The sequence below is a fragment of the Paraburkholderia sp. GAS333 genome, assembly GCF_050435665.1.
In the GTDB taxonomy this organism is placed as follows: Bacteria; Pseudomonadota; Gammaproteobacteria; order Burkholderiales; family Burkholderiaceae; genus Paraburkholderia; species Paraburkholderia fungorum_A.
In genome coordinates this window covers 86,787-111,774 of the sequence record NZ_JBNDKS010000008.1, presented here as the reverse complement: position 1 = coordinate 111,774, position 24,988 = coordinate 86,787, and the positions used below count along the sequence as shown (strand labels likewise).

Here is a 24,988-nt window from a genome sequence, read left to right as displayed (position 1 = left end):
GATAACATGCACGCAACATTTTTTACGGAGCGCACATGTTTGAGCACGTCACGCCTTATCCCGGCGATCCCATCCTCTCGCTGTTTCAGGACTTCCAGAAGGACGCCGCGCCGCGCAAGGTCAATCTGAGCATCGGTCTTTACTACGACGAGAAGGGCGCGATTCCAGTGCTGTCGAGCGTTCGCAGCGCCGCCGCGCGCGTCGCCGAAACGGGCGCGCCGCATACCTATCTACCGATGGAGGGCACGCCGGCGTTTCGCGCAGCGGTGCAGCGCCTCGTATTCGGAGAAGACTGCGCGGCGGTCCGCGAAAAACGCGTGGCGACGATCCAGACGCTCGGCGGCTCCGGCGCACTGCGGCTGGGCGCCGAATTCATCAAGCGTTATTTCCCGGATAGCGCGATCTGGCTGAGCGACCCGACGTGGGACAACCATCGCGTGCTGTTCGTCGGTGCGGGGCTGGACGTTCATTCGTACCCGTACTACGACCGCGAGACCAACGGCATCCGTTTCGACGACATGCTCGCGACGCTGGACACGTTGCCCGCCCGCAGCGTGGTGCTATTGCAGCCGTGCTGCCATAACCCCACGGGCATCGACATGACGCGCGAGCAATGGCAGGCGGTGATCGCCCGCCTGACGCAGCGCCAGCTGATCCCGTTCATCGACATGGCCTATCAAGGTTTTGGCGACGGCCTCGCCGAAGACGCGTGGCCGATCCGCGCGCTATGCGATGCGGGACTCGCGTTTCTCGTCAGCAATTCGTTCTCGAAGAATTTCTCGCTGTATGGCGAGCGGTGCGGCGGTTTGTCGTTCGTCTGCGCGAGCGAGCGTGAAGCCGCGAGCGTGCTGAGTCAGGTGCAGGCGGGCGTGCGCCGGATGTATTCGAGTCCGCCGCTGCATGGCACACAGTTGATTTCCACGGTGCTGAACGATGTCGAACTGACCGCTCAATGGGATGCTGAAGTGGCCGGTATGCGCAGCCGCATCAAGCGGATGCGTGCGGCGTTGCGTGAGCGTCTCGAAGCGGCGGTGCCCGGCATGTCGTTCGATTACCTGACGACGCAGCGCGGAATGTTCAGCTACACGGGAATTCTCCCGGCCGAAGTCGATGTGCTGCGCGAACGCTACAGCGTTTATCTGCTGCGTTCGGGGCGTCTGTGCGTCGCGGGGTTGAACGACGCGAATCTCGATCTGGTCGCTGACGCAATCGGCACCGTGCTGAACGCGCGTAGCAACGCGTGTGCGTCTCTTTCCTGACTTCGGGTATCAGCCATGCCAAACCTTATTTCAACGGGTCTTCCCGAACCCCGTCAGCCGTTTTCATGGGCCACGCACGCGAGCGGCCTGATGTTCACCGCGCACGGTCCCGTCGATGCACACGGCGAAATTGCCGGTGACGGCATCGCCGAACAGACGCGTCTGACTTTGCAGAATCTCGCTCAGGCAGTGATGGCGGCAGGCGCGCAAATGCTGGATGTCGCGCAGGTGCTGATCTACATGGCGAACGCGAAAGACATGCCGGCCATCGACGCCGAGTACCGCAAGTTTTTCGCGGCGCCTTATCCGAATCGCACGAGTGTTGCGGTGGCGGGCTTCGCGCATCCAGACATGTTGATCGAACTGGTGGCGTATGTGGCGCTGCCATCGGGTACGCCGTCGCCTTAATCGAGCTGGAACGAAACACCTGCTGTCGGACGTTGACGGCAGGTGTCAGCGAAACGCAAAACGTCCGGCAGACACGTCGTGAGATTAACCATAACCACAAAGGGGAAGTCCAATGAAGAAATCAATAAGATTGGCATTGCCAACTATTATCGGAATCGCGGCGTCAAGTAGTGTCTTCGCACAAAGCTCGGTGACGCTGTACGGCATTCTCGATCAGAGCGTGCGCTTCACGACGAACGCGGACGCCGCGAACAACAGCAGCGTGCAGATGACAAACGGCGCGATCACCAATAGCCGCTGGGGCATGAAAGGATCGGAATCGCTCGGCGGCGATCTGAAGGCAATCTTCCAGTTGGAAAACGGCTTCGAACCGCAGAACGGCAAGATGGATCAGAACCTGCTGTTCGGCCGCTATGCGTATGTCGGTCTCGAAAGCGGCTACGGCACGCTGAAACTCGGCCGTCAGGCGACCGAGGGCTTCAATCTGTTCGGCGATCTCGATCCGCTGACTATCGGCAACTATACCGCCAACATGTGGCCGTATTTCCTGACGCAAGGACGCGTGAGCAATACCGTCAGCTATGCGGGTTCCGCAGCGGGCGTGAGCGTCGGCGCAAGTTATGGCTTTGGCGGTCAGCCGGGCAGCATTAGCGCCGATTCGTACTGGGGAGTGCGCTCGTCGTATGCACATGGCCCGCTGATGGTCGGCGCCGTCTACCAGAACACCCGCGACGCCGCAGGCAAATCGCAGCAGATGTGGGGCGCAGCCGGCCGCTACGCGATCGGCACCGCCACGCTGTTTCTCGGCTATATCGGCGGTAATGACGCCACTGGAATGATCGACGAGGACTACCTCAACGACAGCAGCCGGACCGTCACGTACGGCTCGTTTGCGGATAACCCGCGCAAGGACACGATCGGCTATACCGGCTTCACCTGGCAGATCAATCCGGCCGTTTCGCTGACGAGCGCGTTCTACTACGACAGCATCAAGAACGTGAACGGGATAAGCGGCAACAGCGGCAAGCGCTATACCGGCGTGGTCGAGGCAGAATACGCGTTGTCGAAAGCCACGCAGGTGTACGGTACGGTCGACTACAACAAGGTCTCGGGCGGCGCACAAACCGAATTGCCTGGCAACAGCAATCAGACGGGCGTCGCGGTGGGGCTTCGTCACATTTTCTGATTGCCGCGTGCGATAAGAGCTTGATTGAACAGTAGGCCGGACAGCGCGGGTCCGCGTAGATCCGGCCATTCAGAATCCAGTCACGCGGGTTAAATGCATCACGGAGGGTATTGATGAGACACGAAGATCAGTTCCAGAAAATCGTCGAGCGGGAAAGCGGTTTGCGTCGCGGCCTGAGCGCCACACAAATGTCGATGATCGCGATTGGCGGCGCGATCGGCACGGGTCTGTTCCTCGGCAGCGGATTCGCCATCAGCTTCGCGGGCCCGAGCGTGCTGATCAGCTACGCGATCGGCGCACTGATTTCGTTGCTGCTGATGGGCTGTCTTGCGGAGATGACCGTCGCGCATCCCACCTCCGGGTCGTTCGGCGCCTATGCCGAGCATTACGTCAGTCCGTGGATGGGTTTTCTGGTTCGCTACGCGTATTGGGCATGCATCGTACTCGCGGTCGGTACTGAAGTGACGGCCATTGCGCTGTACATGAAGTACTGGTTCCCGACAGTGCCGGGATGGTTGTGGATCGTCGGCTTTTCGAGCGTGCTCGTGATCGTCAACGCGCGCAGTGTCGACGTGTTCGGCTCGGTCGAGTACTGGTTCTCGCTCATCAAGATTTCGGCTATCGCGGCATTCATCGTGCTGGGTGCCTACGTGGTGTTCATCAATCCGTCGCTGGTCGCGGTCGCGCAGCCGGGGCAGGAAGCTTCGGCTGCCGGCTTCCATCACTATTTCGCGGATGGCGGTTTCTTCCCCAAAGGCGCGTGGGGAACATGGGTCGCGGTGATCGTGGCTATCTTCAGCTATCTCAGCATTGAGATGATCGCGGTTGCCGCAGGCGAAGCGCAGGACCCGGAGCGCGCGGTGACCAAAGCGTTCCGCTCCACGATCGTCCGCCTCGTGTTGTTCTATCTGGTGACGCTGGCACTGATGCTCGCCATCGTCCCTTGGACTGCGGCAGGCAAGGACCAGAGCCCGTTCGTCAAGGTGATGGAAGCCATGCACATTCCGGGCGCTGCGGGCGTCATCAATTTCGTGGTGCTGGTCGCGGCATTGTCGGCGATGAACAGCCAGCTCTACATCACCACGCGGATGATGTTCAGCCTGTCGCGCGCCGGACATGCGCCGCGCCGTCTGGGCGAAGTGAACCGGCGCGGTGTGCCGATGGGCGCGCTGTTGCTGTCCACGAGCGGCATTGCGCTGGCGACCATTCTGAGCGTCGTGTATCCGGATGCATCGTTCACGATCATGATGGCGATTTCGATGTTCGGCGCGCTGTTCACGTGGACCATGATTTTCGTCACGCACTATTTTTTCCGCCGACATTGGGTGGCAAGCGGTCGGCCGACGCTGCGCTTCAGGATGCGGGGCTTCCCGGTGCTGACGTTGCTTGGCGCGGGCCTGACGCTCGCGGTGACCGTCACGACATTGTTCACCCCCGAGTTCCGCATGACGCTGATTTTCGGCGTGCCTTTCCTGACGGTGCTGAGCGTTATTTATTTCGTCGGTTATCGTCGGCGCTCGTTGTCTGATCAGACGGTGCGCATTGCCGAAGAGGCGAGTTAAGCGGCGGGTAATTGTTTGCTGGTCGGTTGTGGAGGGCTCGCGTGACGAGCCTTCCTTTCCGGCGACGAGGGTATGATTTCGCTTTAAATCCGCTCGCCCCCGGCATGCTCGCGCTCAAACTCACGCTTGTCCCATTGTTCCTGCTGATCGTTTCGATGTCGGGCAAATGGTGGGGGCCATCCATCGCGGGGTGGCTGGCGGGTTTGCCGGTCGTAGCCGGTCCGATTCTGTATCTGCTGGTACTCGCGCATGGCCCGGAGTTCGGCGCGCGTGCCGCCACGCTTTCCCTCTCTGCGATCCTCGCGTCCGAAGCATTCAATTTCGCCTATGCGTGGACCTGCCGTTCACGTTCGTGGCCGATTGCGTTGCTTGCGGGACTCGCCACCTGGTTGATCGCGGCCTTCGCTTTGTCCATGTTGCCGACCTCGCCGATATGGGCCGCAATCGCCGCTTTGTCCGCCGTATGTTTCGGCCAGTCTTTCCTGCCCCGCAGTTCCGCGGTTGCTGCAGGTGCGCCGCTTTCGCGCGCCGATCTCGTCGGCCGGATGGTGGCCGGTGCAGCGCTCACGATCGTCGTCACATCGTTATCTGGATGGGCCGGTGCGACGTGGAGCGGTTTGCTTGCCGTATTTCCGCTGCTTGGCTCCGTGCTGTCGGTGTCGTCTCATCGCGCGCACGGGCCGGCGTTCGTGATCTCGCTGCTGCGGGGCATGGTGCTCGGCAGGTTCTCGTTTGCAGCGTTCTGTCTGGTACTGGTATTCGTGTTGCCTCACCAGCATCCATTGCCCGCTTTTGCAGAGGCCGCATTCGTCGCGATGTTTGTGCAGTGGTGTACCAAACGGCTTGCCACGATGAAGAATCCAGAGAACGAGAAGCCAGCCGTTGTCGCTGCGGAATGACTACTTATGCCGATTTGCGCGGCCTTCGCTTCTCCCGAGGAGCAACTCGCTGTGCAAATATTTTATTCGGCCGGATGGCAACGTTTCTTTTTATCGTGTTAAGCAAAGTGTGCGTATTCGCGTGAATTAATTTCGTCTTTACGGACTGCTTTCACGTCATCGCTGCGCGAACATGTCTATTCGCGCCGTTGGCGCAACACCGCCGAAACGGATTGACGCTTTTATATTTTTCGTGGCGTTCTTTATTAAAAGAAAATCTGTTCTTCTTCTCGCCTCGCGCATCGAATAGAAAAAATTCGACGGAAATTCGATAGATGTTTTCAAGGATCGAATTATTTACTTTTTCTTTTCTGTAGCCTTTAATGAGAGCGTCCCGCATCGCCCTCCCCCGAAGAACGATACCTCCAGAGGAAGTCATGAAATCAAAAGTCGCCGCACTCGTGATTATGTCTGCCTCGCTGGGTATGCTGTCGTCCCCTTCTTTTGCGCAAGTCGCGGGCGCTCAGCCGCTTGGTGTAACCGTCACGCAATCTACCGATCTGATTCTCGGCTGGAGCGTCAAGAAGTCGATCCTGAATAAGGCCGTGTACAACGAAAACGGCGAGAAAGTGGGCGTTATCCACGACATCATCGTTGCGCCCGATCATTCGGTTTCGTTCGCGATCGTCGCGGCCAATCAGTTCCTTGGCGTGTCTCATCACGACGTCGCCATTCCGGTCGAACAGCTCGACTACCAGGACGGCAAGCTGATCCTGGCCGGCGCGACCAAGGCCGCGATCAAGGCACTCCCCGTATTCGAGTACACCAGGGTGAAGGCGACTCCAACGCCGCGCTCGGAGTATCCGCATCACTAGTCGTGATTTTGCAGGGCGTTATGTGTAGCGGCTCGCCGGGTGTCGTCAGAGAGGGTTGAGGGCGAACTTTATTGCGTGGAACTGTCGGGCGGAAACCCATCGCGCGAATGGGATTGCGGTGCCTGGCCGTTGACTGTTCATCGGCATTGGAAGATCAGGATAGATCATGACGACTCCGCTCGACTCCGGCGCGCGCCCACCCGCGCCCAATTCCACGCGACGCCTTCTGCTGACCAGCATTCTGGCGAGCTATGCCAGCTCGTTCATTCCATGGACGCTTGCCGGGGCGCAGACGCCTGCGTCGGCGCCGGCATCCGCGAACGTGCTCGACGACTTCCTGAGCGTGTCGCAACTCATCACCGGCCATGCGACGCTCGACGCGGCGCAAGCAAAGCGTCTGCATGACGGCCTCGTTGCGACGATGCCGTCATTCGCGGAACAGTTGAGCGCGTTGGCAGCATTTGTTGCCAGCAACAAACCCGCCGCCCACGATCTGCAAACATCGCTCGATGCGGCCAATGCGCCATTCGCCAAACTGCCCGCGCAGATCGCCACCGCCTGGTACATCGGCGTGGTCGGCTCGGGCGCGGCGGCGCGCTGCGTCACCTACGAGTCGAGCTTGATGAACATCGTGGTCGCGGACCGCCTGAAGCCGCCGAGCTATGCGTATGGTCCGTACGGAAGCTGGGGGCGCAATCCCCTGGCCGCCTGAAGTTCGTGCAGCCAATCCAGGGAATCCAACATGCCTGATCAGCAATCAGCGGACATCGTCGTGATCGGTTCGGGTATTTGCGGCGCACTCGCGGCCCAACGGCTTGCGTTGCAGGGCGCTTCGGTGCTGATTCTCGAAGCGGGACCACGACTGGATCGCGGACGCATCGTCGCGAATTTCCGCAATTCGCCGCGCAAGAGCGATTTCATGTCGCCGTATCCGTTTTCGTCGTGGGCGCCGCATCCGGTCTATCAGCCTGAAGACAATGGTTACCTCGTGCAGGCCGGCCCGTATCCGTACAAGCCGGAGTACATCCGCATAGTGGGCGGCACGACCTGGCATTGGGCCGCGCAGGCGTGGCGGATCCTGCCGAACGATTTGCGCATCAAGACGCTTTACGGTGTAGGCCGGGACTGGCCGATCTCGTACGACGATCTCGATCCGTTCTATCAGGAAGCGGAAGTGAAGATGGGCGTCTCGGGCGCGCCGAATACCGGCTCGCCGCGCACGCAGCCGTTCCCGATGGAGCCGGTCGCGGAGTCGTATCTCGAACAGCGTTTTCGCGAACGGCTCGCGCCGGGCGGCTTCGAAGTCGTCACCAATACCACCGCGCGCAACAGCCGCACCTACGACAGCCGCCCGGCCTGCTGCGGCAACAACAACTGCATGCCGATCTGTCCGATCGACGCGCAATATCACGGCGGTCTCGCTGTCGATGCAGCAGAAAAAGCGGGAGCAAAACTGATCGCGAATGCGGTGGTGTACCGCATCGAACACGACGAGCGCGGCCTCATCGCAGCGGTCCATTACTACGACCCGGACAAGACCACACATCGTGTGACGGGAAAGACGTTCATTCTGGCCGCGAACGGTATTGAAAGTCCGAAGCTGTTGTTGCTGTCCGCGAGCGATAAATACAGAAACGGGCTCGCGAACAGCTCCGATACGGTGGGCCGCTTTCTGATGGATCACCCGAGCAACGGCCTCGTATTCGACGCCGAAGAAGAACTCTGGCCTGGCCGTGGCCCGATGAGTCCGAGTTCGATCAACTCGCTTCGCGACGGCGCATTCCGCTCTGAGCACGCGGCGTTCCGCATCGACATTTCGAATTCGTCGCAGGTGCAATCGGTGACGCAGGCGTTGATCGCGAAGGGCGTGTACGGCGCGGAACTGGAAGAGCAGATCCGCTATCACGCGGCGCGGCAGTGCAGCCTGAAGAACGTGCTGGAAATCCTGCCCGATCCGAATAATCGCGTGACGCTCAGCGACAAAAAAGACGCGCTCGGCATTCCCACTCCGCAAATGCACTACGCGATGAACGATTACGTCGATAAAGGCATGGCGGCGGCGCGCGAGGCGTACACCCAGATCGCCGGATTGATGGGCGGCACTAATCTGCGTTATAGCCCGGACGGCGTGTACGGCAACAATCAGCACATCACCGGCACGATGGCGATGGGCAGCGACCCGAAAGACTCTGTCGTCGACGCATTCGGACGCGCACACGATCACGAGAATCTGTATATCGCGAGTACCGGCGTGATGCCCACCGCCGCCACGGTGAACTCGACCCTGACGGGCGTCGCGCTCGCGCTGCGGTCGGCCGAACACATTCACGCGAACGCCTGACGATGACTCATTCACAGACCATCAGATCGATACGCCGTGTCGGCACGGCGCTGCTCGTGTCGGCCGGGTTTTCGCTGGCAGTGCACGCAGCGGACGACGATCTCGTCAAACAGGGCGAATATCTCGCGAAAGCCGGCGATTGCGTGGCGTGTCATACCGCGCCGCAAGGCAAGCCGTTTGCCGGCGGTTTGTCGCTATCCACGCCGCTTGGCAATATCGTGTCGACCAACATTACGCCTTCGAAAACGCACGGTATCGGCAACTACACGCTCGAACAATTCGGCGCGGCCTTGCGACGCGGGATTCGCGCGGATGGCCAGCATCTCTATCCGGCGATGCCCTACACGTCGTACACGCAAGTGACCGACGACGACGTGAAAGCGCTCTACGCGTACTTCATGCAGGGCGTGACACCGGTCGATGAATCGCCGCAGGCCACTGCGTTGCCGTTCCCGTTCAACGTGCGTCTTTCTATGGCTGTGTGGAATCTGCTGTTCCTCGATCATGGGCCGTTCGTGCCGGATTCGTCGAAAGGTGTTGAATGGAATCGCGGCGCTTATCTGGTGCGCGGCCTCGCCCATTGCAGCACGTGCCATACACCGCGCAATGTGCTGATGGCCGAAAACGGTGCGATGGGTCTCGCTGGCAGCGTGGTCGGCACATGGTACGCACCGAACGTGTCTTCCGATCCGGTCAGCGGCATCGGCTCCTGGAGCGAAGCGCAGATTGCGGACTATCTGCGCACGGGTCATGTGATCGACCGAGCCCAGGCGGCCGGCCCGATGGCCGAAGCGGTGGATAACAGCCTGAGTCATCTGAACTCCGGCGATCTGAGCGCGATGGCGACTTACCTCAAGTCGACGCCGCCAATCCGCAATGCCGGCGACGTGCAGGCCGCGCATACGTGGGGTGGTCCGAAAGGCAGCTTCGACGAGATTCGCGGCGTAGCGTTGCCTGCCGACGCCAACCAGATGAGCGGTCCGCAACTCTACGACGCGTATTGCGCGAGTTGTCATCAGGCGAAAGGAGAGGGGGCGGGTCAGGGTATCGACGGTCCGGGACTGCCTTCGTTGTTTCACAACACGGCGCTCGGTCACGCGAACACCAACAATCTCGTGATGGTGATGCTCGAAGGCGTGCACCGGCAAGCCAGTGCACCGGATGTGCTGATGCCCGCGTTCGGCAACCTGCTTTCCGACCAGCAGATAACGACGCTCGGCAATTATCTGCTGGCACAGTATGGCAATCCGCAAGCGCACGTGACGGCCGAGCAGGTGAAGACTTTGCGCGCGGGTGGCGAGGCATCGCCGCTGGTGTTGATTGCGCGTGCGGGGCTGGTGGTGGCGGCCGTGATCGTGTTGATACTGCTGTTTCTGCTGACGCGTAGACGGCAGCCACGAATGGCGAGGCGTTGAACGGCCGATGGCGGCATCGTCGATGCGAAGACCCATCTCGTCGAGTTGAGCGGAGCGTGTCGCCGAATCGCAATCGGACCGGCGATCTCACGTTAGCCCGATACCTGCCATGCCCGTTTCGAAATAGCGGATCACCTCGCGCGCGCCGTGCGACAACTGCCGCCGCGCGGCCACGCAGAGATGCAACTGCAGCGGCTTCAGATGCGTGTCTTTGAGCGGCCGGAATTCCATCTGACCAGCTGCAACATCGACCGCCACATCGAGCCAGCACAGCACCGCGACGCCCACGCCCTGGCGCACCAGCGAGCGCATCATCTGCGTGTTGTTGCATGCCATGAAGCGCTGCGCGTCGACATCGTGCCGATCGAATAACGACGTCACGCGTTCGCTGATCACCAGCGGCGGCGCGGGAAGAATCGGCTTGTGATCGAGCGTATGGCTCACTCGCACATCGGCGTTATCACGCAACGAGTGGCCAGGTTGGAACGCCACGCCCAGCGGCGCATTCGCGGACGCGCGGATCTGCAAATCTTTGGTCGATTCCGACGCCAGCAGCAAGCCGAAATCCACGTCACCGGCGACGATTTTTCGCGCCACCTCGTCGTTATCCAGCACCTGCACGCCGACCGTCAAACCCGGATGATCCACCGCGAGCTTCGCGATGACTTCCGCGACGAAGCCTTCCGTTAGCGCGTCGATGATCGCGACTTCGATGTGGCCGCGCTTCAATCCCTGTAGCTCGTCGATCTGCGTCAGCGCACGGCGATAGTCGCGCTGCCAGCCGCGCACGAGATTGACGAACACTTCGCCTGCGGCGGTCAGACGCAAGCCGCCGGGTACGCGCTCGAACAGCGGCGCGCCAATTTCCTTCTCCGCCTGAAGCACCTGGCGGTCGATCGCGGAAGCCGACACATGCAGCGCTTCCGCTGCCTTGCGAATGCTGCCGTGTTCGACGATAGCGCTGAAGTAATTCGTGAAGCGTGAGAACGTAATCATGAGGGTGTTGAGTTTTTTGCAACGGGGTGACGACAATTTGCTTGTTTATTGGAACGGCCGCGTCCGTAAAAATCAAGTCATCAAATTTCGCAAACCGCATTGCTGCGGAATGCGGGCCTCGCCCACATTAAAAGGACGCCCCCATGACACCGACCAAGGCCATCGTCTCGCCCCCGCCCAATTGCACGTTCGACTCCGAAGACTGGCAGCGTCTCGCGATGCACTGGTATCCGATAGCCTTGAGCGACAGCGTGCGCGACGCGCCCGTCGCCGCGATGCTGCTCGACGAACCGCTCGTGGTGTATCGCGTGGACGGCAAGCTGGTGGTCGCGCGTGATGTGTGTCCGCATCGCGGCGTGCCGTTGAGCATCGGCAAACATGATGGAGAAGGCGTGGTATGCCGCTATCACGGTTTGCGTTTTGGTGAGGGCGGTCGTTGCAACCGTATTCCCGCCAGCCCGACTATCCCGATTCCGGCCAAGCTGCATTTGCGCACGTATCCGGCCGTCGAACGCTATGGTCTCGTGTGGACCTGCATCGGCGAACCGATTGGCGCTGAGGCCGTGGAGCCGGTGATTCCCGCAATGCCGTTCTGGGACGACGCGAATTTCCAGCAGATCGTTTGCCCGACCGTCGATATCGGCGGATTTGCGGGTCGTCAGATGGAAGGCTTTCTCGATGTCGCGCATTTTGGCTGGGTACATACCGACACTTTCGGCGATCCCGACAACACCGAGGTGCCCGCCTATACGCCGGTCGAAACACCGGTGGGCTTCTTCGCGGACTATCGCAGCAATGTCGGCAACTATCCGATCGGCGCGATTCAACGCGGTCAGGAAGGCTTTGAATGGCTGCGTCATTTCGAGGTGCATCTGCCGTTCACGGCAACGTTGACGATTCATTTTCCGAACGATGGCCGGCTCGTGATCATGAACGCGGCGTCGCCGGTGTCCGCACGCAAAACGCGCCTGTTTGCGCCGATTGCGCGTAATTTCGACAAGGACCAGCCTGTCGAAGCCGTGCATGAATTCAATCTGCGTGTGTTCGAGGAGGACCGCATCGTGGTCGAAACGCAGAAGCCGGAATGCCTGCCGCTCGACCCGTCGCTCGAAGCGCACATCCCTGCAGATCGAAGCTCGATTGCGTATCGCAAGGGGCTCCGCAAGCTTGGGCTCAGCCCGATTTTTGCCGCGTGAGCGTTCACGCCAACGCGCATTTGACCAGGGAGCATTCATGAACTCGTTACGCGTGACGGTGGCGTCGATCGACGCGCAAGGCACAGGGAACCGGCGTATCTGTCTCGTTCCCGCCGACGGCTCGCCGCTGCCCGCGTTCGATGCGGGCGCGCACATCGACGTGAAGTTGCCGGGCGGCATGGTTCGCCAATACTCGCTGGTCAACGCGCCGTGGTATCGCGACGGCTATGAGATCTGCGTGCGGCGCGATGCGCAGTCGCGTGGGGCGTCGGCTTATCTGCACGATGTGCTGTCGCCCGGCGACGTGCTCGATATCTCCGGACCGCGTAACTGCTTCGCGCTCGAAAGCGCCGCGCGTTATGTGCTGGTTGCGGGCGGGATCGGCATTACGCCGCTGCTGGCGATGGCGCAGAATTTGTCGGCGCAGCGGATTCCGTTCGCGCTGCACTACTACGGCGGTAGCGAGAGCGACACGCCTTATCTGAAGGAACTGCGCGCAGGATTCGAAACGGGCACGGTGACGCTGCATTTCAGCGAGACCGGCGACAGCTTGCGTCACGCGATGCCGGCCGAACTCGACGCGCCGCTTGCCGACTCGATGATCTATTTGTGCGGACCGTCGGGTTTCATGGAGTGTTTGCGCGGCGGTGCGTTGGAACGTGGCTGGTCGCCGTCGCAGATAAAGAGCGAAGCGTTCGACGCGCAGCCCGTTGTTGCGCAACACGGCGACGCTGCGTTTGAAGTGGAAATCGAATCGACTGGACAGGTGTTCGTCGTGCCGCCCGGCGAAACGATTGCGAGTGTGTTGCAAGCGGGAGATGTCGCGGTTTCGTTGTCGTGCGAGCAGGGTATTTGCGGCGCGTGCCTGACGGGAATCGTCTCAGGCCGCGCCGATCATCGCGACGAAGTGTTGTCCGGCGATGAACGGGACGCGCATACGCAGATTGCAATCTGCTGCTCCAGATCGACGACTTCACGAATCGTTCTCGCGCTCTGATCCTTACGCTGGATCATCTTCGCTAGACGTCTGCGGCTTCCATCGCTATATTCATAAGGATATAGCGATGCAGGAGTGGCAGATGGAAGTCGATATGAAGCAGGCAGTAGGCAGCAAATTCTCATTGGAGTCGATGCTTGTCGCTCGCGACAGGACGTGGGAAGTCGTCGAGCGTATGGCATCGATTATTCAACCGGGCATGCTTGAATCTGAAGCAAACGCGCAGTGCATGACCGTGATGAAAGAGATGGGCATGGACCGCATCTGGCATCCGGTGCTGATCCGGTTCGGCGAAAATACGTTGAAGACATTCAAGCAACGCTCGCAAGGCGACCCGCGTTTGCAGGAGCGCGACATTTTCTTTGTCGATCTCGGGGTAGTGTGGGACGGGCACGAGGGAGATGCGGGCGCGACGTTCGTGGTCGGCGGCGATGAAGAAATGCAAGCCTGCGCAGACGCCGCCAAAACCGTGTTCGACGAAGTCGAGCAGCACTGGCGCACAACGGGCGCGGGCGGCAAGGCGTTATACGAGTACGCGGAGCAACGTGCTACCGCACTTGGCTGGCGATTGAATCTCGACATTAAAGGTCATCGCGTCAGCGATTTTCCGCATGCAATTTATAAAGCCGGCAATCTCGGCGATTTCGACGCGTCGCTGAATCCGGGCGTGTGGATTCTCGAGATTCAACTGGCACATCCGACACGGCCTTTCGGCGCATTCTACGAAGATCTGCTGGTGTAACGTCGCCGCTGCGCGAAGCAGGAGACTCGCTGACAGGTTGCAGATATCATTCTGTGCTTGTCGCGGTCCGCGGTGCTGAAGGCTCTCTGAAAGACACCCGTGACCTCTGGCCAGGTCATCGAGTTCGTGAGGAGGCGCATTGGCAAAAGATACCGGCGAGCGAGAGTTCGAAAACTCTCCATCGGCCCGCGATAACCCACAAGGGGACAGCGGAAGCCTTGCAGGAAAAGTCACCGCAACAGGGCTATTCCTGATCTTCGCGCGCATCGGCCTCACGAGTTTCGGCGGCGGCTTGAGCGGCTGGTTCATGCGTGAGTTCGTGCACGACCGGCATTGGCTCTCAGAAGAAGAATTCCTTAACGGACTCGCCTTGTCGCAAGCGCTGCCGGGCGTCAATATCAAGAACCTGGCAATCTGGATTGGCTATCGTCTGCTCGGCTGGCGCGGCGCGCTTGCGGGCTTTTGCGGCATTATCTTTCCGCCGGCGATCTTTATCGTATTGCTCGGCGTGTTCTTCTCGGCAATCGCCTACTTCCCGCTCACGCATATCGCTTTAGCCGGCGCCGCCGCCGGTGCAATCGGGCTGTCGCTATCGATGGCGATAACTGCCGCGCGCAGACTGCCGCGACGCTTTTTCCCTTATCTCGTGTTGATCTCGACCTTCACAGCCGTCGCGTTATTCAGGGTGTCGCTCGTGTGGACCGTGCTGATAGCCGGGGTGCTGAGCGTCGGCTACGAATACGCCCGTTCAGCCCGTTCATCGCAGCAACGTTAAGTCCGTCGATCAAGTTCAGGAGAGTCAGACGAAGTGTCCCGATCCCTTATCGCACTCCTTTCGCTATTCGCGCCTCTGTCGATCGTGACGGTCGGCGGCGGCCAGGGGATTATTCCCGAGGTGCAACGGCAAGTCGTCGATGTTCATCACTGGATGACGCACGCCCAATTCCTCAGCGACTTCGCAATTGCACGTCTCGCTCCAGGTCCCGGGTCGTTGCTGGCGACCTTGATCGGCTGGCAGGTCGGTGGTTTTGGCGGAGCCGTGGTGGCGACTCTGGCATTGTTCGGACCGACCGCGTTCCTGATGTACGGCGTCGCGCATGTGTGGAACCGCCATGAAGGCGCGCGCTGGCTGAATGCTTTGCAGGCGGGGCTGCGGCCTGTCGCTGCGGGGCTTATTCTCGCAGCCGTGTACGTACTGGTAAAAGAACTCGACGGCGGCTGGATTGCGTGGGTCACAGCGGCAATTGCAACCGTGCTCGTGATGACGACCCGCATCAATCCACTGCTTCTGATTGCAGGCGGCGCGGCCGTGTTTGTCGGCGCGCATTTTGCGGGTTTGCTTTAGGGCATTGAGTACGTGACCGATCGGCCACGCTCACCGCTAAAATCACCCAGACCACATCCAATCAACGTTAGAAAAAACTCTATGCTGCGTTTCATCTTCATTCACGGCATTCTGAAGTTCGGTGTTCCCGCTACGATCATTTATCTTGCCGTCATATTTGCATGGCACCACGTCATTACACTGCCCGACGTAAAAGCGGCATTGCTCGGCACGTTGATACTTTACGGCGTCGTTAGCGGCTACATTGAATGGCGCAAACGCTTGCGGCGGATGTGAAACGGTTCGCTCCGCCATTCTTCACCGACTGCATGACGACGACCACGCACACACTCGCGGCCTTCGTCACGCAGTCGTAAAGCTCAAGCGCGCTCGTTACCAGCGATAGTTCGCGCCGGCGAACACCTGACGCCCATACCCGAAGAAACATGCAGTCGTGAAGTTGCACGACGCCACATAACGCTTGTTCAGCAGATTCTGCGCGTTGACGTACAACTCCGAACCCTTCATACGCGACGAAAGACGCCCGAGGTCGTAACGCAGCGTCGCGTCGACGAGCAGAAAGCTGCTGACCTTATACGCGTCCTCATAAGCGTAAGTGGTGCCTGTAAAACGCACGCCCGCGCCACCGGAAAGTCCGGCCAGCGGACCGCGATGCAGCGTGTAATACGCCCACGCCGAAGCCTGATGCTGAGGCACCGAAGGCAGGAATTGCCCTTGCAGACCGCTGTTGTCCTTCGTGTACTTCGTATCGAGGAACGTATAGCTCGCGGTCACATTCAGCGAATCCGTCAGGCTCATCTTGCCTTCGACTTCGACACCGCGCGAACGCGCTTCACCGGCTTCGCTCTGGAAGGCCGGATTGCTGGCGTCGGTGGTCAGCAGGTTCTTGCGGGTCAGGTCGAACAGCGCGACCGTGAACATCGCGTCCCAGTCGTTGGGCTGATACTTGACGCCGATCTCATACTGACGCGCACGCTCGGGGTCGAACGGCTTGCCGTTCACGTCGAAGCCGGATTGAGGCGCGAACGATTCGGTGTAGCTCACATATGGCGCAATGCCGTTGTCGAACACGTAGGTCAGACCGGCACGCTTCGTGAACGCGCGAGCGGATTGCGTGGTGTTGGTGTTGTCGGTGACATCACGGGTCGACGAATTCGACCAGTCCTGGCGTCCGCTGATCGTGAACACGACATGATCCCAGCGCATCTGATCCTGCGCATAGACGCCGAACTGATTGTTGCGGACCTGGTACAGCGTGCGGTCGGGATCGGCGACCGACTGATAGTAGTCGGGCGCGAGAATGTCGAGCGAAGGCGCGGAGCCGTAGCCGATCAGATAGGAGCTGCCCACGTGCTGATAGTCGAAGCCGGTCAGCACCGTGTGATGAATCGGACCGGTCGAGAACTTGCCTTCGAGCTGGTTATCGAGCGCGACGGTGTTCATCTGATCCGTCGATGCAATCGAATAGCGGTCGAGGGTGCGGTTGTCCGCTTCCAGTCCGCTGCCGTACACGCTCGCGTAGTCCTGGCTCAAATGGTAGTAGCGGCCGTTCGCGCGCACCGTCCAGTTCGGATCGAACTTGTGCTCGAACTTATAGCCGACCGATGCCTGCGTGCGGCTGAATCGCTCGAAGCCCGCGTCGCCGTCGTAGAAGTCGGACGGCAATTGGCCGTAAGGGCTCGACAGAACCGAGCCTTGCGGCGGCACGCTGCCATACGACGTGCTGCGCGGATCGCGTTGATAAAGCGCCAGCAGGGTCAGCGTGGTCTTGTCGTCGGGACGCCATGTGAACGACGGTGCAATCGCGATGCGTTCGTTGCGTGTGGTGTTCACCTGGCCTTCCTCGTCGCGCGCGATGGCGGTGAGGCGGTACAGGTAGTGGCCGTCCGCGTCGAGCGGGCCGGAGAAATCGAAGGTCGCCTGCTTGTGCGCGTAGTTGCCGAACTCGACGCCCACTTCATGAAGCGGCGTGCGCGTCGGCAGCTTGCTTTCCTGATCCAGCACACCGCCCGCCGATGCCTGGCCGTACAGCACCGACACCGGACCCTTCAGCACCTCGATGCGGTCCATCATGAACGGATCGAGCTGCGGCACCGAGTACATGCCGTTGCCAAGCAGCTTGAGTCCGTTCCAGTAAGTGTCCGCGTCGAAGCCGCGTACGGTCAGCATGTCGTAACGCGTCGCGACGCCGCCGCGCGTTTCCGCAGTGACGCCGGATGTGTAGCGCACGGCCGCGTTCAGCGTCTGCGCGTTCTGCTGGGTCATCTGATCGCGCGTGATGACGGAGACCGATTGCGGTGCTTCCAGCAGCGACGTGCCGGTTTTGGTCGCGGAGTTGGTCGTCGACGCGACATAACCGACGGTCGGTCCATAGGAACTGTCCTGCACGCTCTGCCCGGAGACCTTGACGGCGGGAAGCGTTTCGCCGTCGGTTGCGTCGCTTGTATTGGCGGGACGCGACTTGACCGTGAACACGCCGGGGCTGGTTTCCGCTGCTTCAAGCTTCGTACCCGCGAGCAGCGCCGCGAGGCCGCCGCTGACCGTGAAATTGCCGCTGATGCCCTTCGTGCTCAAGCCGTCGACCAGACGCGAGTCCAGTTGCACGGTCACGCCGGCCTGACTGCCGAAGTCGGCCAACGCCGCACCGAGCGGTCCCGCCGAGACGGTGAACGCCTGTTGCGCGGATTTAGCAGAGACCGCAGGGGCGACGGACGTGGCATCGGCCGCGCGGCTGGCGGGGGCCACCGCGATGCTCGACAACGCGAGCGCGGCGGGGACGCCGCGCAACGCGATCACCATCGCTTGGCGGGAAAGTGAAGCGGCACGACTGCGGGAAACGGTTCGGCGGGAAGACACTGCGGTTTTACGAAGACGGCGTGCGGACATGAATGTTCCTGGTCAGGCGGTTGCTGTTTGTTGCTCCTATATCGATGACACGCGAGATCGGGAAAGGGGACATGCAAACGCGAAATTTTTCCGGACGTGACGGCAGCGGGGGATTGAGCGGCGAACAGCGGCGACGATCAGGCAGACGCGTTCAGATCTCAGCCGCTTGATGACCGGCGGCGATCGTCACCCAGTAGCGGGTTCGATAGATGACCCGCACCGGCAAGGTGTCTGGCAGCGCGGCGAGGATGTTGTCGGTATTGCCGATCTGGAAAGCACCCGTGATCCGCAGATTCGCCACCGCCGGGTCGCAGCGCAATACGCCTGGCCGATAGCGGCTGAGTTCCGCGGCGAAGTCGTCGAGGCGCACGCAGTCGGCGAACAGCACGCCGCGCGACCAGTCGGCGATATGGCGATCCACAGCGGAAGCGGGGTCGATCGATGTGGCGGTGAAGCGGGTCTGCTCGCCCGCCGCGATCACGCGTTTCAACGCTGGCATCGAAACCGGTGTGATCTCCACCGCTCCGTGCAGGACGGCGACGCGCGTCGCGTCGTCCGGTTCGCGGCGCACGTCGAAACGCGTGCCGAGCGCGCGAATGTCACCCTGCGAGGTCTGCACGATAAACGGCCGGTAACTACCGGATACGCGATTCGCGTCCGGACCGGTCTCGACCAGAATCTCGCCGGTGTGAAGCACGACCCGGCGTTCGGTGTCGCTGAACGCGATATCGAAAGCGGTGGACGTGTTCAGATCGACGCGCGTTCCGTCCGCGAGCACGACGGTGCGGCGCTCGCCGGTGGCGGTGCGTTCGTCCGAGGTCCACTCGCGCCAAGGTGCCACCCGATACGCCATATAACCCGCCGACCCCGCGAAGAGCAACGCGCTCAGCGTCTTGATCGCCGCGCGCCGGTCGATACGGTTTTCGCGCCCGAGCGCAGGCAGTCCCACGCCGGGCTGAAGCATGCTGAATTTCCGGTCGATTTTCTGTGCCCGTTGCCATGCCCGCTCATGCTCGGGATCGGCCGCGCGCCAGCGTGCGCAGGCCGCGAGATTCTCCGGCGTCGCGTCGTCGTGCAGACGCACGAGCCAGCCAGCGGCGGCGCGCGCAACCGCGCGTTCGAGCGGACGCGAATCGTTGGAATTGTCGGAATCGTCGGTCGCGGCTCGCGCGGACTTCAGGTCGTCAGCAGGATGCATTCTTCGTAGGCCGCGGCCATGTAGCGTTTCACCGTGCGGATATTTACCTGAAGCCGTTCGGCGATCTCGGCGTAGGTCAGCCCTTCGAGTTGCGCGAGCAGGAACGTCGTGCGGGCCTTGGCACTGAGACGGTCGAGCATCGCGTCGATCTCGTGCAGCGTTTCGAGAATCACCGCCTGATCTTCCGGCGACGGCACCAGCGATTCCGGCAGCGTGGCGAGCGCGTCGAGGTAAGCGCGCTCCAGCGAAAGCCGCCGGTAATGGTTGAGCACGAGCCGTCCGGCGACCGTGGTCAGGTACGCACGCGGTTCGCGCAGATCGAGGTCGGGATCGAGCGCGTTCTGCCTGTCACGCGCGCAGAGGATGCGCAGAAACGTGTCGTGCGCCAGATCGGCGGCGTCAAACGCGTTGCCCAATTTGCGATGCAGCCAGGATTGCAACCACCCGTGATGATCACGGTACAGCGCGCGCACCCCCTGCTGCGTGTCGAGTGGAACGGAAGACATCGCACAATCCTCTTGCATCGATTGGAATAAGAACCATTCTCATTTATAACTCAATCGGCATATTTCCGCAACGCGCTGAAAGGGAAGTGTGCTTGATTTGCAACGTTTGACGGCGGGACGCGCATGTTGCACATGGCTTATTAATCCTACTATCAGACGGATGATGCATTGCAGCGGGCGGTAGTCTGCGAAGGTCCGCGCAGCGCAAAGCAGACCGGTCTTTGCGCGATGCGTGATTAAAAAGGGAAGGCCATGGCCAGCCACTCCTGCGCCCCGTATCGCGGATACGGAATCGAGGTCCACGTGAGCCCTGATGAATCGGGGACGCTGGGCGCCAACCTAGCCGGTTACGCGCTTCGCTGGAGGGTGTCGCCGCCGGGTGCTCCGAACGATGACGTGGTGAGCTTCGCGGAGGAGCCCATCTTCATTTCCGAATTCGACGCGATCGCCTATGGTGAGGGCCGCGCTCACGCGTTTATCGATCAGCTGCTGTCCCTGCAAGGCCCGAAAAATGACGCAGCGGATACGCAGGGCAACACCGAGCAAACGTTCAAGGCCTGATCGGCATCGCGCAATGCTGTGCCGCAGAGCCCGCACTATCTATTCCCGGCTGACCGCAGCCGGTGATCCGGCCGTCCTTAAGGTTGCCTTAAGCAGCCTCCCTACATAGTTCGGCAACTTGCAATTCGCCCGACTGACGCAGGACGTCGGCTTTCTGACGCTCCCTCCACCAAGTTCATGAACATTCACCGAACCCTTAAGCGCGCCGGTTTGCGCTCCACGCGCGCGCGCGTGCTGGTGCTGGAATTCTTTCAACAGCATGCTCATGACCACCTTAGCGCCGATCGGGTTTACAGCCTTCTGAACGAAGAAATCCGTAATGTGAGTTTGTCCACCGTCTACCGTGTGCTCAATGAACTCACCGATGCGAAGCTGCTGTCCGGCCTCGTGTTCGGAGGCGGCCACATGGCTTATGAGTTGAATGACGGTGCCCGGCACGACCATATCGTGTGCACGGTGTGCGGCAGCATCCGCGAATTTTTCGATCCTGAGATCGAGGCGCGACAGCAAGCGGTGGCGGAAGACCTCGACTTCTCCGTGTCGGGACGACAACTCGTCGTGTTCGGTCTGTGCGCGGAATGCCGGGATCGCGGCGCGCACGTGAAGCGGGCGATTCCGAGCAGCATCGCGCGTTAGAGTGCTTTGGATCGGTGAGTCCGCCGAAGGCTACGCGGACTCACCCCCTCTGCTGTTATCGAGCTTGCACTTTCGATCCACCTGCCGTTGCCGAGTAACCGTCGTTCAACGTCTGCAGGAACGCGATCACGTCGCGAATCTCGGTCTCGTTCAACGCGGGTTTGCCGCCGAGTTTGCGATCCATTGGTGCGTCTGCAAAGTCGACGTTGTCGCGATCGCGCGGCGGAAGATCGTCGAATTTGTCGACCTTGCCGTTGGCGCGCTTCGGATACCACTTGCCCGGATTCGTATCCCGTTCGACGTAAAAGTGCATCACGTCCTCGAGATTATGAAAGCGGCCATTGTGGAAGAACACCGAACGCGTCGCGCTATTGCGTAGCGTCGGCGACTTGAACATGCCGCAAAAATCCGTTTCCTTCGCCAGATCGCGGCGATAAGGACCGCACAAACCGAGGTCGAAATACTTCGGGTCGCGATTGACCGGAATCTCAGGATTACGCGGTACACCAAGCGCAATAAACGAAAAATCCGCGAATTGCGCAGGACGTCCGCCCGGTCCCGGCGTATCGAGATGGCACTTCGCGCAGTTGCCCTTGTCGGGATTGTTGAACAGCGCATAGCCGCGCAATTCCGCCGCGGTGAAATCCGCGTGACCGGACATCGCCGCGTCGAACTTGCTGGTGTACGGATGAAAGCTCGCGTCCTCGGTCTGGAACGCTTCGAGCGCTTCGCCGAGGCGCACGAATGCCTGGTCTGTCTGCGAAAAAATCTGCGCGCCGAACACCTTCCTGAAGTTCTCCGCCGATGCGCCGTGCTGAAGTTTTGCCACGACATCGGCAGCATTGAGGTTGGCCATCTCGTTCGGATTGAGCAGCGGCATCGACGCCTGCTCATGCAGCGAAGCGGCGGAGCCGTCGCGCATGAAACCACCTGTTGGGCCTTCGTCCTCGGTGTCTTCGGAGGCCGGTGTATAGAAGTGCCGGCTGAATAGCGGCGTGAAATTCAGGTAGCGCAGCGACGGCACCGAGCGCGTGCCGGGCCGGCGCATGTCTGGTCCGCCGAGTTGGACGGCGAGACCGTTCGGCGGCCCGTAGGCATGCTCGGGACTATGGCAGCTCGCGCACGACATTTTTCCCGACGCCGACAGCGACGCATCGAAGAAGAGCTGCTTGCCGAGCTGCGCTTGCGGACTCAACGTGGCGGGGCTCGCCGGATAACGCACCCATCTTTGCACCGACACTTTATTGCCGCTGGCCGGCGCGGCTTTCGCGGCAGCAGGTGCATTCTTCGCAGCCGCAGCAGCACCCGTACCTGCCGACTGCGCCGCCGCCAGCCCGACGCCCGCACCCGCGATCAATATGACAGCGGCGATTACCGCGACGCTCAATCGAGTCGCCGGTTTGAAGCCAATTCGAATCATCTGCATGCCTGCATCTTTTCAACGGAAAACGGTGAAGCTACGCGCTCCACCGTTGCATTCATCTACGGCCCGACATCGCCCGATCAGAAGTTGAACATCGACATCAGATCGCCAATCGACGTCGTATTGACCGGCAAATACGGGCTCTGCGTCGACGTCACCGGATTCGGCAAGCGGTCGCGGCTACGCGTCGACAGAGGCTGCATGCGCCAGTTGCGCTCGATGAATTTGAGCACCGATGCGTGGTCGTAATACGTGTGATCGACCATGCCCGTGCGAGCGTATGGCGACACCACCAGCATCGGAATCCGCGGACCATCGCCAAAGAAATCGAGGTTCTGGATCGCGCCGGTGTCGAAGTGACCGCCGCCTTCGTCGGTCGTGATCAGGATCGCCGTGTGCGCCCACAGCGTCGGATTGGCCTGCACGTTCGCCACTACGGTCTTCAGGAACGCCTCATAAGTGGCCGGTGCCGAGTAGCCCGGGTGACCGCTGTCCAGGTTCTTCGGAACCACGAACGATACCGACGGCAGCGTGCCGTTCTTGATGTCGTTGGTGAAGGTCGTGAGATCGGTCAGGCCAGCTTTGAGCGCAGGCGTGCCCATCACGTTGCTCGACGCCACCAGCGGATCGCCGATGTTGTTGTACTGCGCCGACTGCGCGAGTGCTGCCGCCTGCACAGCGGGCAGGCTGTCCGCGAGTTCCAGAAGCTGGGTCTCGGCGGTGAGGTCGGCGGTGGTGCGTCCGCCCGTATACCACTTCCACGACACGCCCTTGGCCGCCAGCGCTTCCGCGATAGTCGGCACCGTCTGCGGCGGATAGTTGTAATTGTTCGCGCCGATCGGCTGCACGTTGCCGTTCAGGTCATAGCCGGGGTTGTAGTTGTTGACGAGGTAGTACTTGCCCGCATCGCAATTGCTCGCGACTTTCTTCGTCGCGAGGAAGTTGAGAATCGCGCTGACACCCGGCTGGCTCGTGTCCGAACAGTTCACGTACGAACCGCCTTCATAGCCGTCCTGCGTGTAGAAGTTCGGCGTACCCGTCATCGGATTCGGGTTCTCGACCTGGTTGGCCGGCGGCGTGGCGACTGCGCCCGCCGTGTTGAAGTACGGCGAGTCGGCGGTGGCGATCGAGAAGAAGTTCGCGCCCGTGCCGCCCATGACCGACTGGTGGTAGTTGTCGCTCACCGCGTAGGTTTGCGCGAGCGACTGGAAGTACGGCGCGTCACCCGTGGACATGTTCATGAAGCCCATCAACTCGCCGCCCTGCGACGGATTCGCCGGCGTGATGCCGGTCGTGTCGCCGCCCTGGCCGACCGTGGTCGCGACCCACGTGAACATGTCGTGCTTGCTGTTGTCGCCGCCGGTTTGCTGCCACATCTGGAAGAAGCGGTGAACCGGGTCGCCGGTCATCGCGTACAGCGTCAGCAACGGCGCGACGGCGGTGACCTGCTGCGCGTACGGCACGTACTTGGTGATCTGGAACGGGCCGTTCGGCAACGTGGCCGGGAAGCGCGTATCAGGCGTGCCGCCGCCGGTCGTGAACGTCTGCAGGTTCTCGATGCCGATCTGTTCCGGCTGCGGCAGCGTCGCAAATGCGGACGAGCGCGCCGGGTCGATCGTATAGGCCGTCTGCGTCGCGCCCTGGTTCTGCGCGGCTTGCGAGAAGTTCGGACCGGGCGTGCCATCCGCGTTGATGATTCCTTCGGAGAGCAGGTTCTTCACCGTCTGACCAGTCGGCGCAACGTAGCCGCCGAACAGTCCGTCGAACGTCTGGTTCTCGCCGACGATCACGATCACGTGCTGGATCGGCGTCGTGGTCGGGCCGTTGCTCAGTGCCAGTGCGGAGGTCGCGGCGGTGGCCGGCATTACGCCGGAAACCGCGCCGGTCGCCGGAATCGAAACCTGTGCGCGGCTCGTGTCGGTACCGGCGGCAACCGTGCCGGCATGCACGTTGAAGTGCGCGATGTCGAACAGGTTATCGAGCGCGTTGGCCGAATTCGCCTGATACGTCGAGCCGATCGGATCGGCAACCGTGGCGGCCGGCACGTTGAACGCTGAGAACAACGGCTGCAATGCGGCGGCGACATCGGCGTCCGCTTGCGCGATGGTCTTCGTCGAAATTTTCGCGGACGTGATTTGCGCGCTGGTCGGTGCGCCGCCCGGCACGATGCCGAGTACGCGTTGCGTGATCAGCGACGTGAACGGATTCAGATTGGCTGTCACAGCCGCGGGATTGTTCGGCGATGTGGGCGCGGGATCGATCACGGCCGAGAGCGTGGCGGGCGTGCCGTCGATATCGTTGAACGGCGCGGTGAGGATGAATGGCGGCTGGCCGGTCATCGACACGGTGAATTTGCCGGTCGAATCGGTGACGCCCGATTGCGTGCTCTTGCCGTTGCTGTCGGTCACTGTGATGCTCACGCCGACAATCGGCGCGCCTGCCGCCACAACCCCGGTTGCGTCGATGCTGGCGTTCGGCGAGGTGATGTCGTCGTGGCCGCAGGCGGCGAGCGAAAGTATGGCGCCCAGGCAGGCGAGTCTCGATGCACGTATTCTCATGTTTGTGGTGGCTCAGTCGT

The 24,988-nt window shown here is 61.2% G+C and carries 24 protein-coding genes; 17 read left to right on the top strand and 7 right to left on the bottom strand.

Annotated features, from left to right (window positions below; all coding sequences use genetic code 11):
• Window positions 1-35: 35 nt before the first annotated feature.
• The 5 genes from ABH945_RS31300 to ABH945_RS31280 all read left to right on the top strand — a co-directional run bounded on the left by ABH945_RS31300 (window position 36) and on the right by ABH945_RS31280 (window position 5,314).
• Window positions 36-1,259, top strand: coding sequence for an aromatic amino acid transaminase (locus ABH945_RS31300; RefSeq protein ID WP_429253242.1), 1,224 nt, complete (start codon window positions 36-38; stop codon window positions 1,257-1,259).
• Window positions 1,260-1,274: 15 nt separating this feature from the next.
• Window positions 1,275-1,667 carry a RidA family protein gene (locus ABH945_RS31295; RefSeq protein ID WP_429253241.1) on the top strand — a complete coding sequence of 131 codons (393 nt, stop codon included), beginning with the start codon at window positions 1,275-1,277 and terminating at the stop codon, window positions 1,665-1,667.
• 112 nt (window positions 1,668-1,779) lie between these two features.
• Window positions 1,780-2,853, top strand: a complete 1,074-nt coding sequence (locus tag ABH945_RS31290) for a porin (protein ID WP_429253240.1) — start codon at window positions 1,780-1,782, stop codon at window positions 2,851-2,853.
• Window positions 2,854-2,966: 113 nt separating this feature from the next.
• Window positions 2,967-4,415 (top strand): amino acid permease, encoded by a 1,449-nt coding sequence (locus ABH945_RS31285; RefSeq protein ID WP_429253239.1) that lies wholly within the window; start codon window positions 2,967-2,969, stop codon window positions 4,413-4,415.
• A gap of 104 nt (window positions 4,416-4,519) precedes the next feature.
• A complete protein-coding gene (locus tag ABH945_RS31280; protein ID WP_429253281.1) occupies window positions 4,520-5,314 on the top strand; it encodes a hypothetical protein in 795 nt (264 codons plus the stop codon).
• Between the two features lie 151 nt (window positions 5,315-5,465).
• Here the strand turns inward: ABH945_RS31280 and ABH945_RS31275 are convergent, their stop codons facing one another.
• A complete protein-coding gene (locus ABH945_RS31275; RefSeq protein WP_429253238.1) occupies window positions 5,466-5,732 on the bottom strand; it encodes a hypothetical protein in 267 nt (88 codons plus the stop codon).
• Here ABH945_RS31275 and ABH945_RS31270 point away from each other — a divergent pair.
• From ABH945_RS31270 to ABH945_RS31255, 4 genes are all read left to right on the top strand, one after another.
• Complete coding sequence (locus ABH945_RS31270; protein WP_429253237.1) at window positions 5,731-6,168, top strand: PRC-barrel domain-containing protein; 438 nt, start codon at window positions 5,731-5,733, stop codon at window positions 6,166-6,168. The two genes, ABH945_RS31275 and ABH945_RS31270, sit on opposite strands and share 2 nt — an antisense overlap.
• Window positions 6,169-6,334: 166 nt before the next feature.
• Window positions 6,335-6,880, top strand: a complete 546-nt coding sequence (locus tag ABH945_RS31265; protein ID WP_074771877.1) for a sugar dehydrogenase complex small subunit — start codon at window positions 6,335-6,337, stop codon at window positions 6,878-6,880.
• Between the two features lie 30 nt (window positions 6,881-6,910).
• Window positions 6,911-8,509, top strand: coding sequence for a GMC family oxidoreductase (locus ABH945_RS31260; RefSeq protein ID WP_074771875.1), 1,599 nt, complete (start codon window positions 6,911-6,913; stop codon window positions 8,507-8,509).
• Window positions 8,510-8,511: 2 nt separating this feature from the next.
• Entirely contained in the window at window positions 8,512-9,924 is a 1,413-nt protein-coding gene (locus ABH945_RS31255) for a c-type cytochrome (protein WP_429253236.1), read from the top strand.
• Between the two features lie 87 nt (window positions 9,925-10,011).
• Here ABH945_RS31255 and ABH945_RS31250 read toward each other — a convergent pair whose 3' ends face one another.
• On the bottom strand, window positions 10,012-10,920 hold the full coding sequence (locus ABH945_RS31250; protein WP_074771873.1) for a LysR family transcriptional regulator: 909 nt from the start codon (window positions 10,918-10,920) through the stop codon (window positions 10,012-10,014).
• A 143-nt stretch (window positions 10,921-11,063) separates the two neighbouring features.
• Here ABH945_RS31250 and ABH945_RS31245 point away from each other — a divergent pair, with 143 nt between their 5' ends.
• From ABH945_RS31245 to ABH945_RS31220, 6 genes are all read left to right on the top strand, one after another.
• Window positions 11,064-12,116 carry a Rieske 2Fe-2S domain-containing protein gene (locus tag ABH945_RS31245; RefSeq protein ID WP_429253235.1) on the top strand — a complete coding sequence of 351 codons (1,053 nt, stop codon included), beginning with the start codon at window positions 11,064-11,066 and terminating at the stop codon, window positions 12,114-12,116.
• Window positions 12,117-12,153: 37 nt separating this feature from the next.
• Entirely contained in the window at window positions 12,154-13,113 is a 960-nt protein-coding gene (locus ABH945_RS31240) for a PDR/VanB family oxidoreductase (RefSeq protein WP_429253234.1), read from the top strand.
• Between the two features lie 82 nt (window positions 13,114-13,195).
• Complete coding sequence (locus tag ABH945_RS31235; protein ID WP_074773311.1) at window positions 13,196-13,855, top strand: M24 family metallopeptidase; 660 nt, start codon at window positions 13,196-13,198, stop codon at window positions 13,853-13,855.
• A 250-nt stretch (window positions 13,856-14,105) separates the two neighbouring features.
• Window positions 14,106-14,630, top strand: coding sequence for a chromate transporter (locus ABH945_RS31230; RefSeq protein ID WP_429253280.1), 525 nt, complete (start codon window positions 14,106-14,108; stop codon window positions 14,628-14,630).
• Window positions 14,631-14,663: 33 nt separating this feature from the next.
• A complete protein-coding gene (locus ABH945_RS31225) occupies window positions 14,664-15,200 on the top strand; it encodes a chromate transporter (RefSeq protein ID WP_074771867.1) in 537 nt (178 codons plus the stop codon).
• Between the two features lie 81 nt (window positions 15,201-15,281).
• Window positions 15,282-15,476 carry a hypothetical protein gene (locus ABH945_RS31220; protein ID WP_429253233.1) on the top strand — a complete coding sequence of 65 codons (195 nt, stop codon included), beginning with the start codon at window positions 15,282-15,284 and terminating at the stop codon, window positions 15,474-15,476.
• A 96-nt stretch (window positions 15,477-15,572) separates the two neighbouring features.
• On the opposite strand, the gene ABH945_RS31215 is transcribed toward ABH945_RS31220, so the two are convergent.
• The 3 genes from ABH945_RS31215 to ABH945_RS31205 form a co-directional block, all read right to left on the bottom strand.
• On the bottom strand, window positions 15,573-17,999 hold the full coding sequence (locus ABH945_RS31215; RefSeq protein WP_429253232.1) for a TonB-dependent siderophore receptor: 2,427 nt from the start codon (window positions 17,997-17,999) through the stop codon (window positions 15,573-15,575).
• A gap of 238 nt (window positions 18,000-18,237) precedes the next feature.
• Window positions 18,238-19,284 (bottom strand): FecR domain-containing protein, encoded by a 1,047-nt coding sequence (locus ABH945_RS31210; protein WP_429253231.1) that lies wholly within the window; start codon window positions 19,282-19,284, stop codon window positions 18,238-18,240.
• A complete protein-coding gene (locus tag ABH945_RS31205; RefSeq protein ID WP_429253230.1) occupies window positions 19,263-19,790 on the bottom strand; it encodes a sigma-70 family RNA polymerase sigma factor in 528 nt (175 codons plus the stop codon). The genes ABH945_RS31210 and ABH945_RS31205 overlap by 22 nt, the downstream gene beginning before the upstream one ends.
• Before the next feature lie 252 nt (window positions 19,791-20,042).
• Here ABH945_RS31205 and ABH945_RS31200 point away from each other — a divergent pair, with 252 nt between their 5' ends.
• Window positions 20,043-20,351: a hypothetical protein gene (locus tag ABH945_RS31200; protein WP_074771857.1), complete on the top strand. Its 309-nt coding sequence runs from the start codon at window positions 20,043-20,045 to the stop codon at window positions 20,349-20,351.
• Between the two features lie 177 nt (window positions 20,352-20,528).
• Window positions 20,529-20,987 (top strand): Fur family transcriptional regulator, encoded by a 459-nt coding sequence (locus ABH945_RS31195; RefSeq protein WP_074771855.1) that lies wholly within the window; start codon window positions 20,529-20,531, stop codon window positions 20,985-20,987.
• A gap of 55 nt (window positions 20,988-21,042) precedes the next feature.
• On the opposite strand, the gene ABH945_RS31190 is transcribed toward ABH945_RS31195, so the two are convergent.
• Together ABH945_RS31190 and ABH945_RS31185 are read right to left on the bottom strand one after the other, a co-directional pair.
• Window positions 21,043-22,407 carry a cytochrome-c peroxidase gene (locus ABH945_RS31190; RefSeq protein ID WP_429253279.1) on the bottom strand — a complete coding sequence of 455 codons (1,365 nt, stop codon included), beginning with the start codon at window positions 22,405-22,407 and terminating at the stop codon, window positions 21,043-21,045.
• Window positions 22,408-22,490: 83 nt separating this feature from the next.
• Window positions 22,491-24,968 (bottom strand): alkaline phosphatase family protein, encoded by a 2,478-nt coding sequence (locus tag ABH945_RS31185; protein WP_429253229.1) that lies wholly within the window; start codon window positions 24,966-24,968, stop codon window positions 22,491-22,493.
• Window positions 24,969-24,988: the final 20 nt, after the last annotated feature.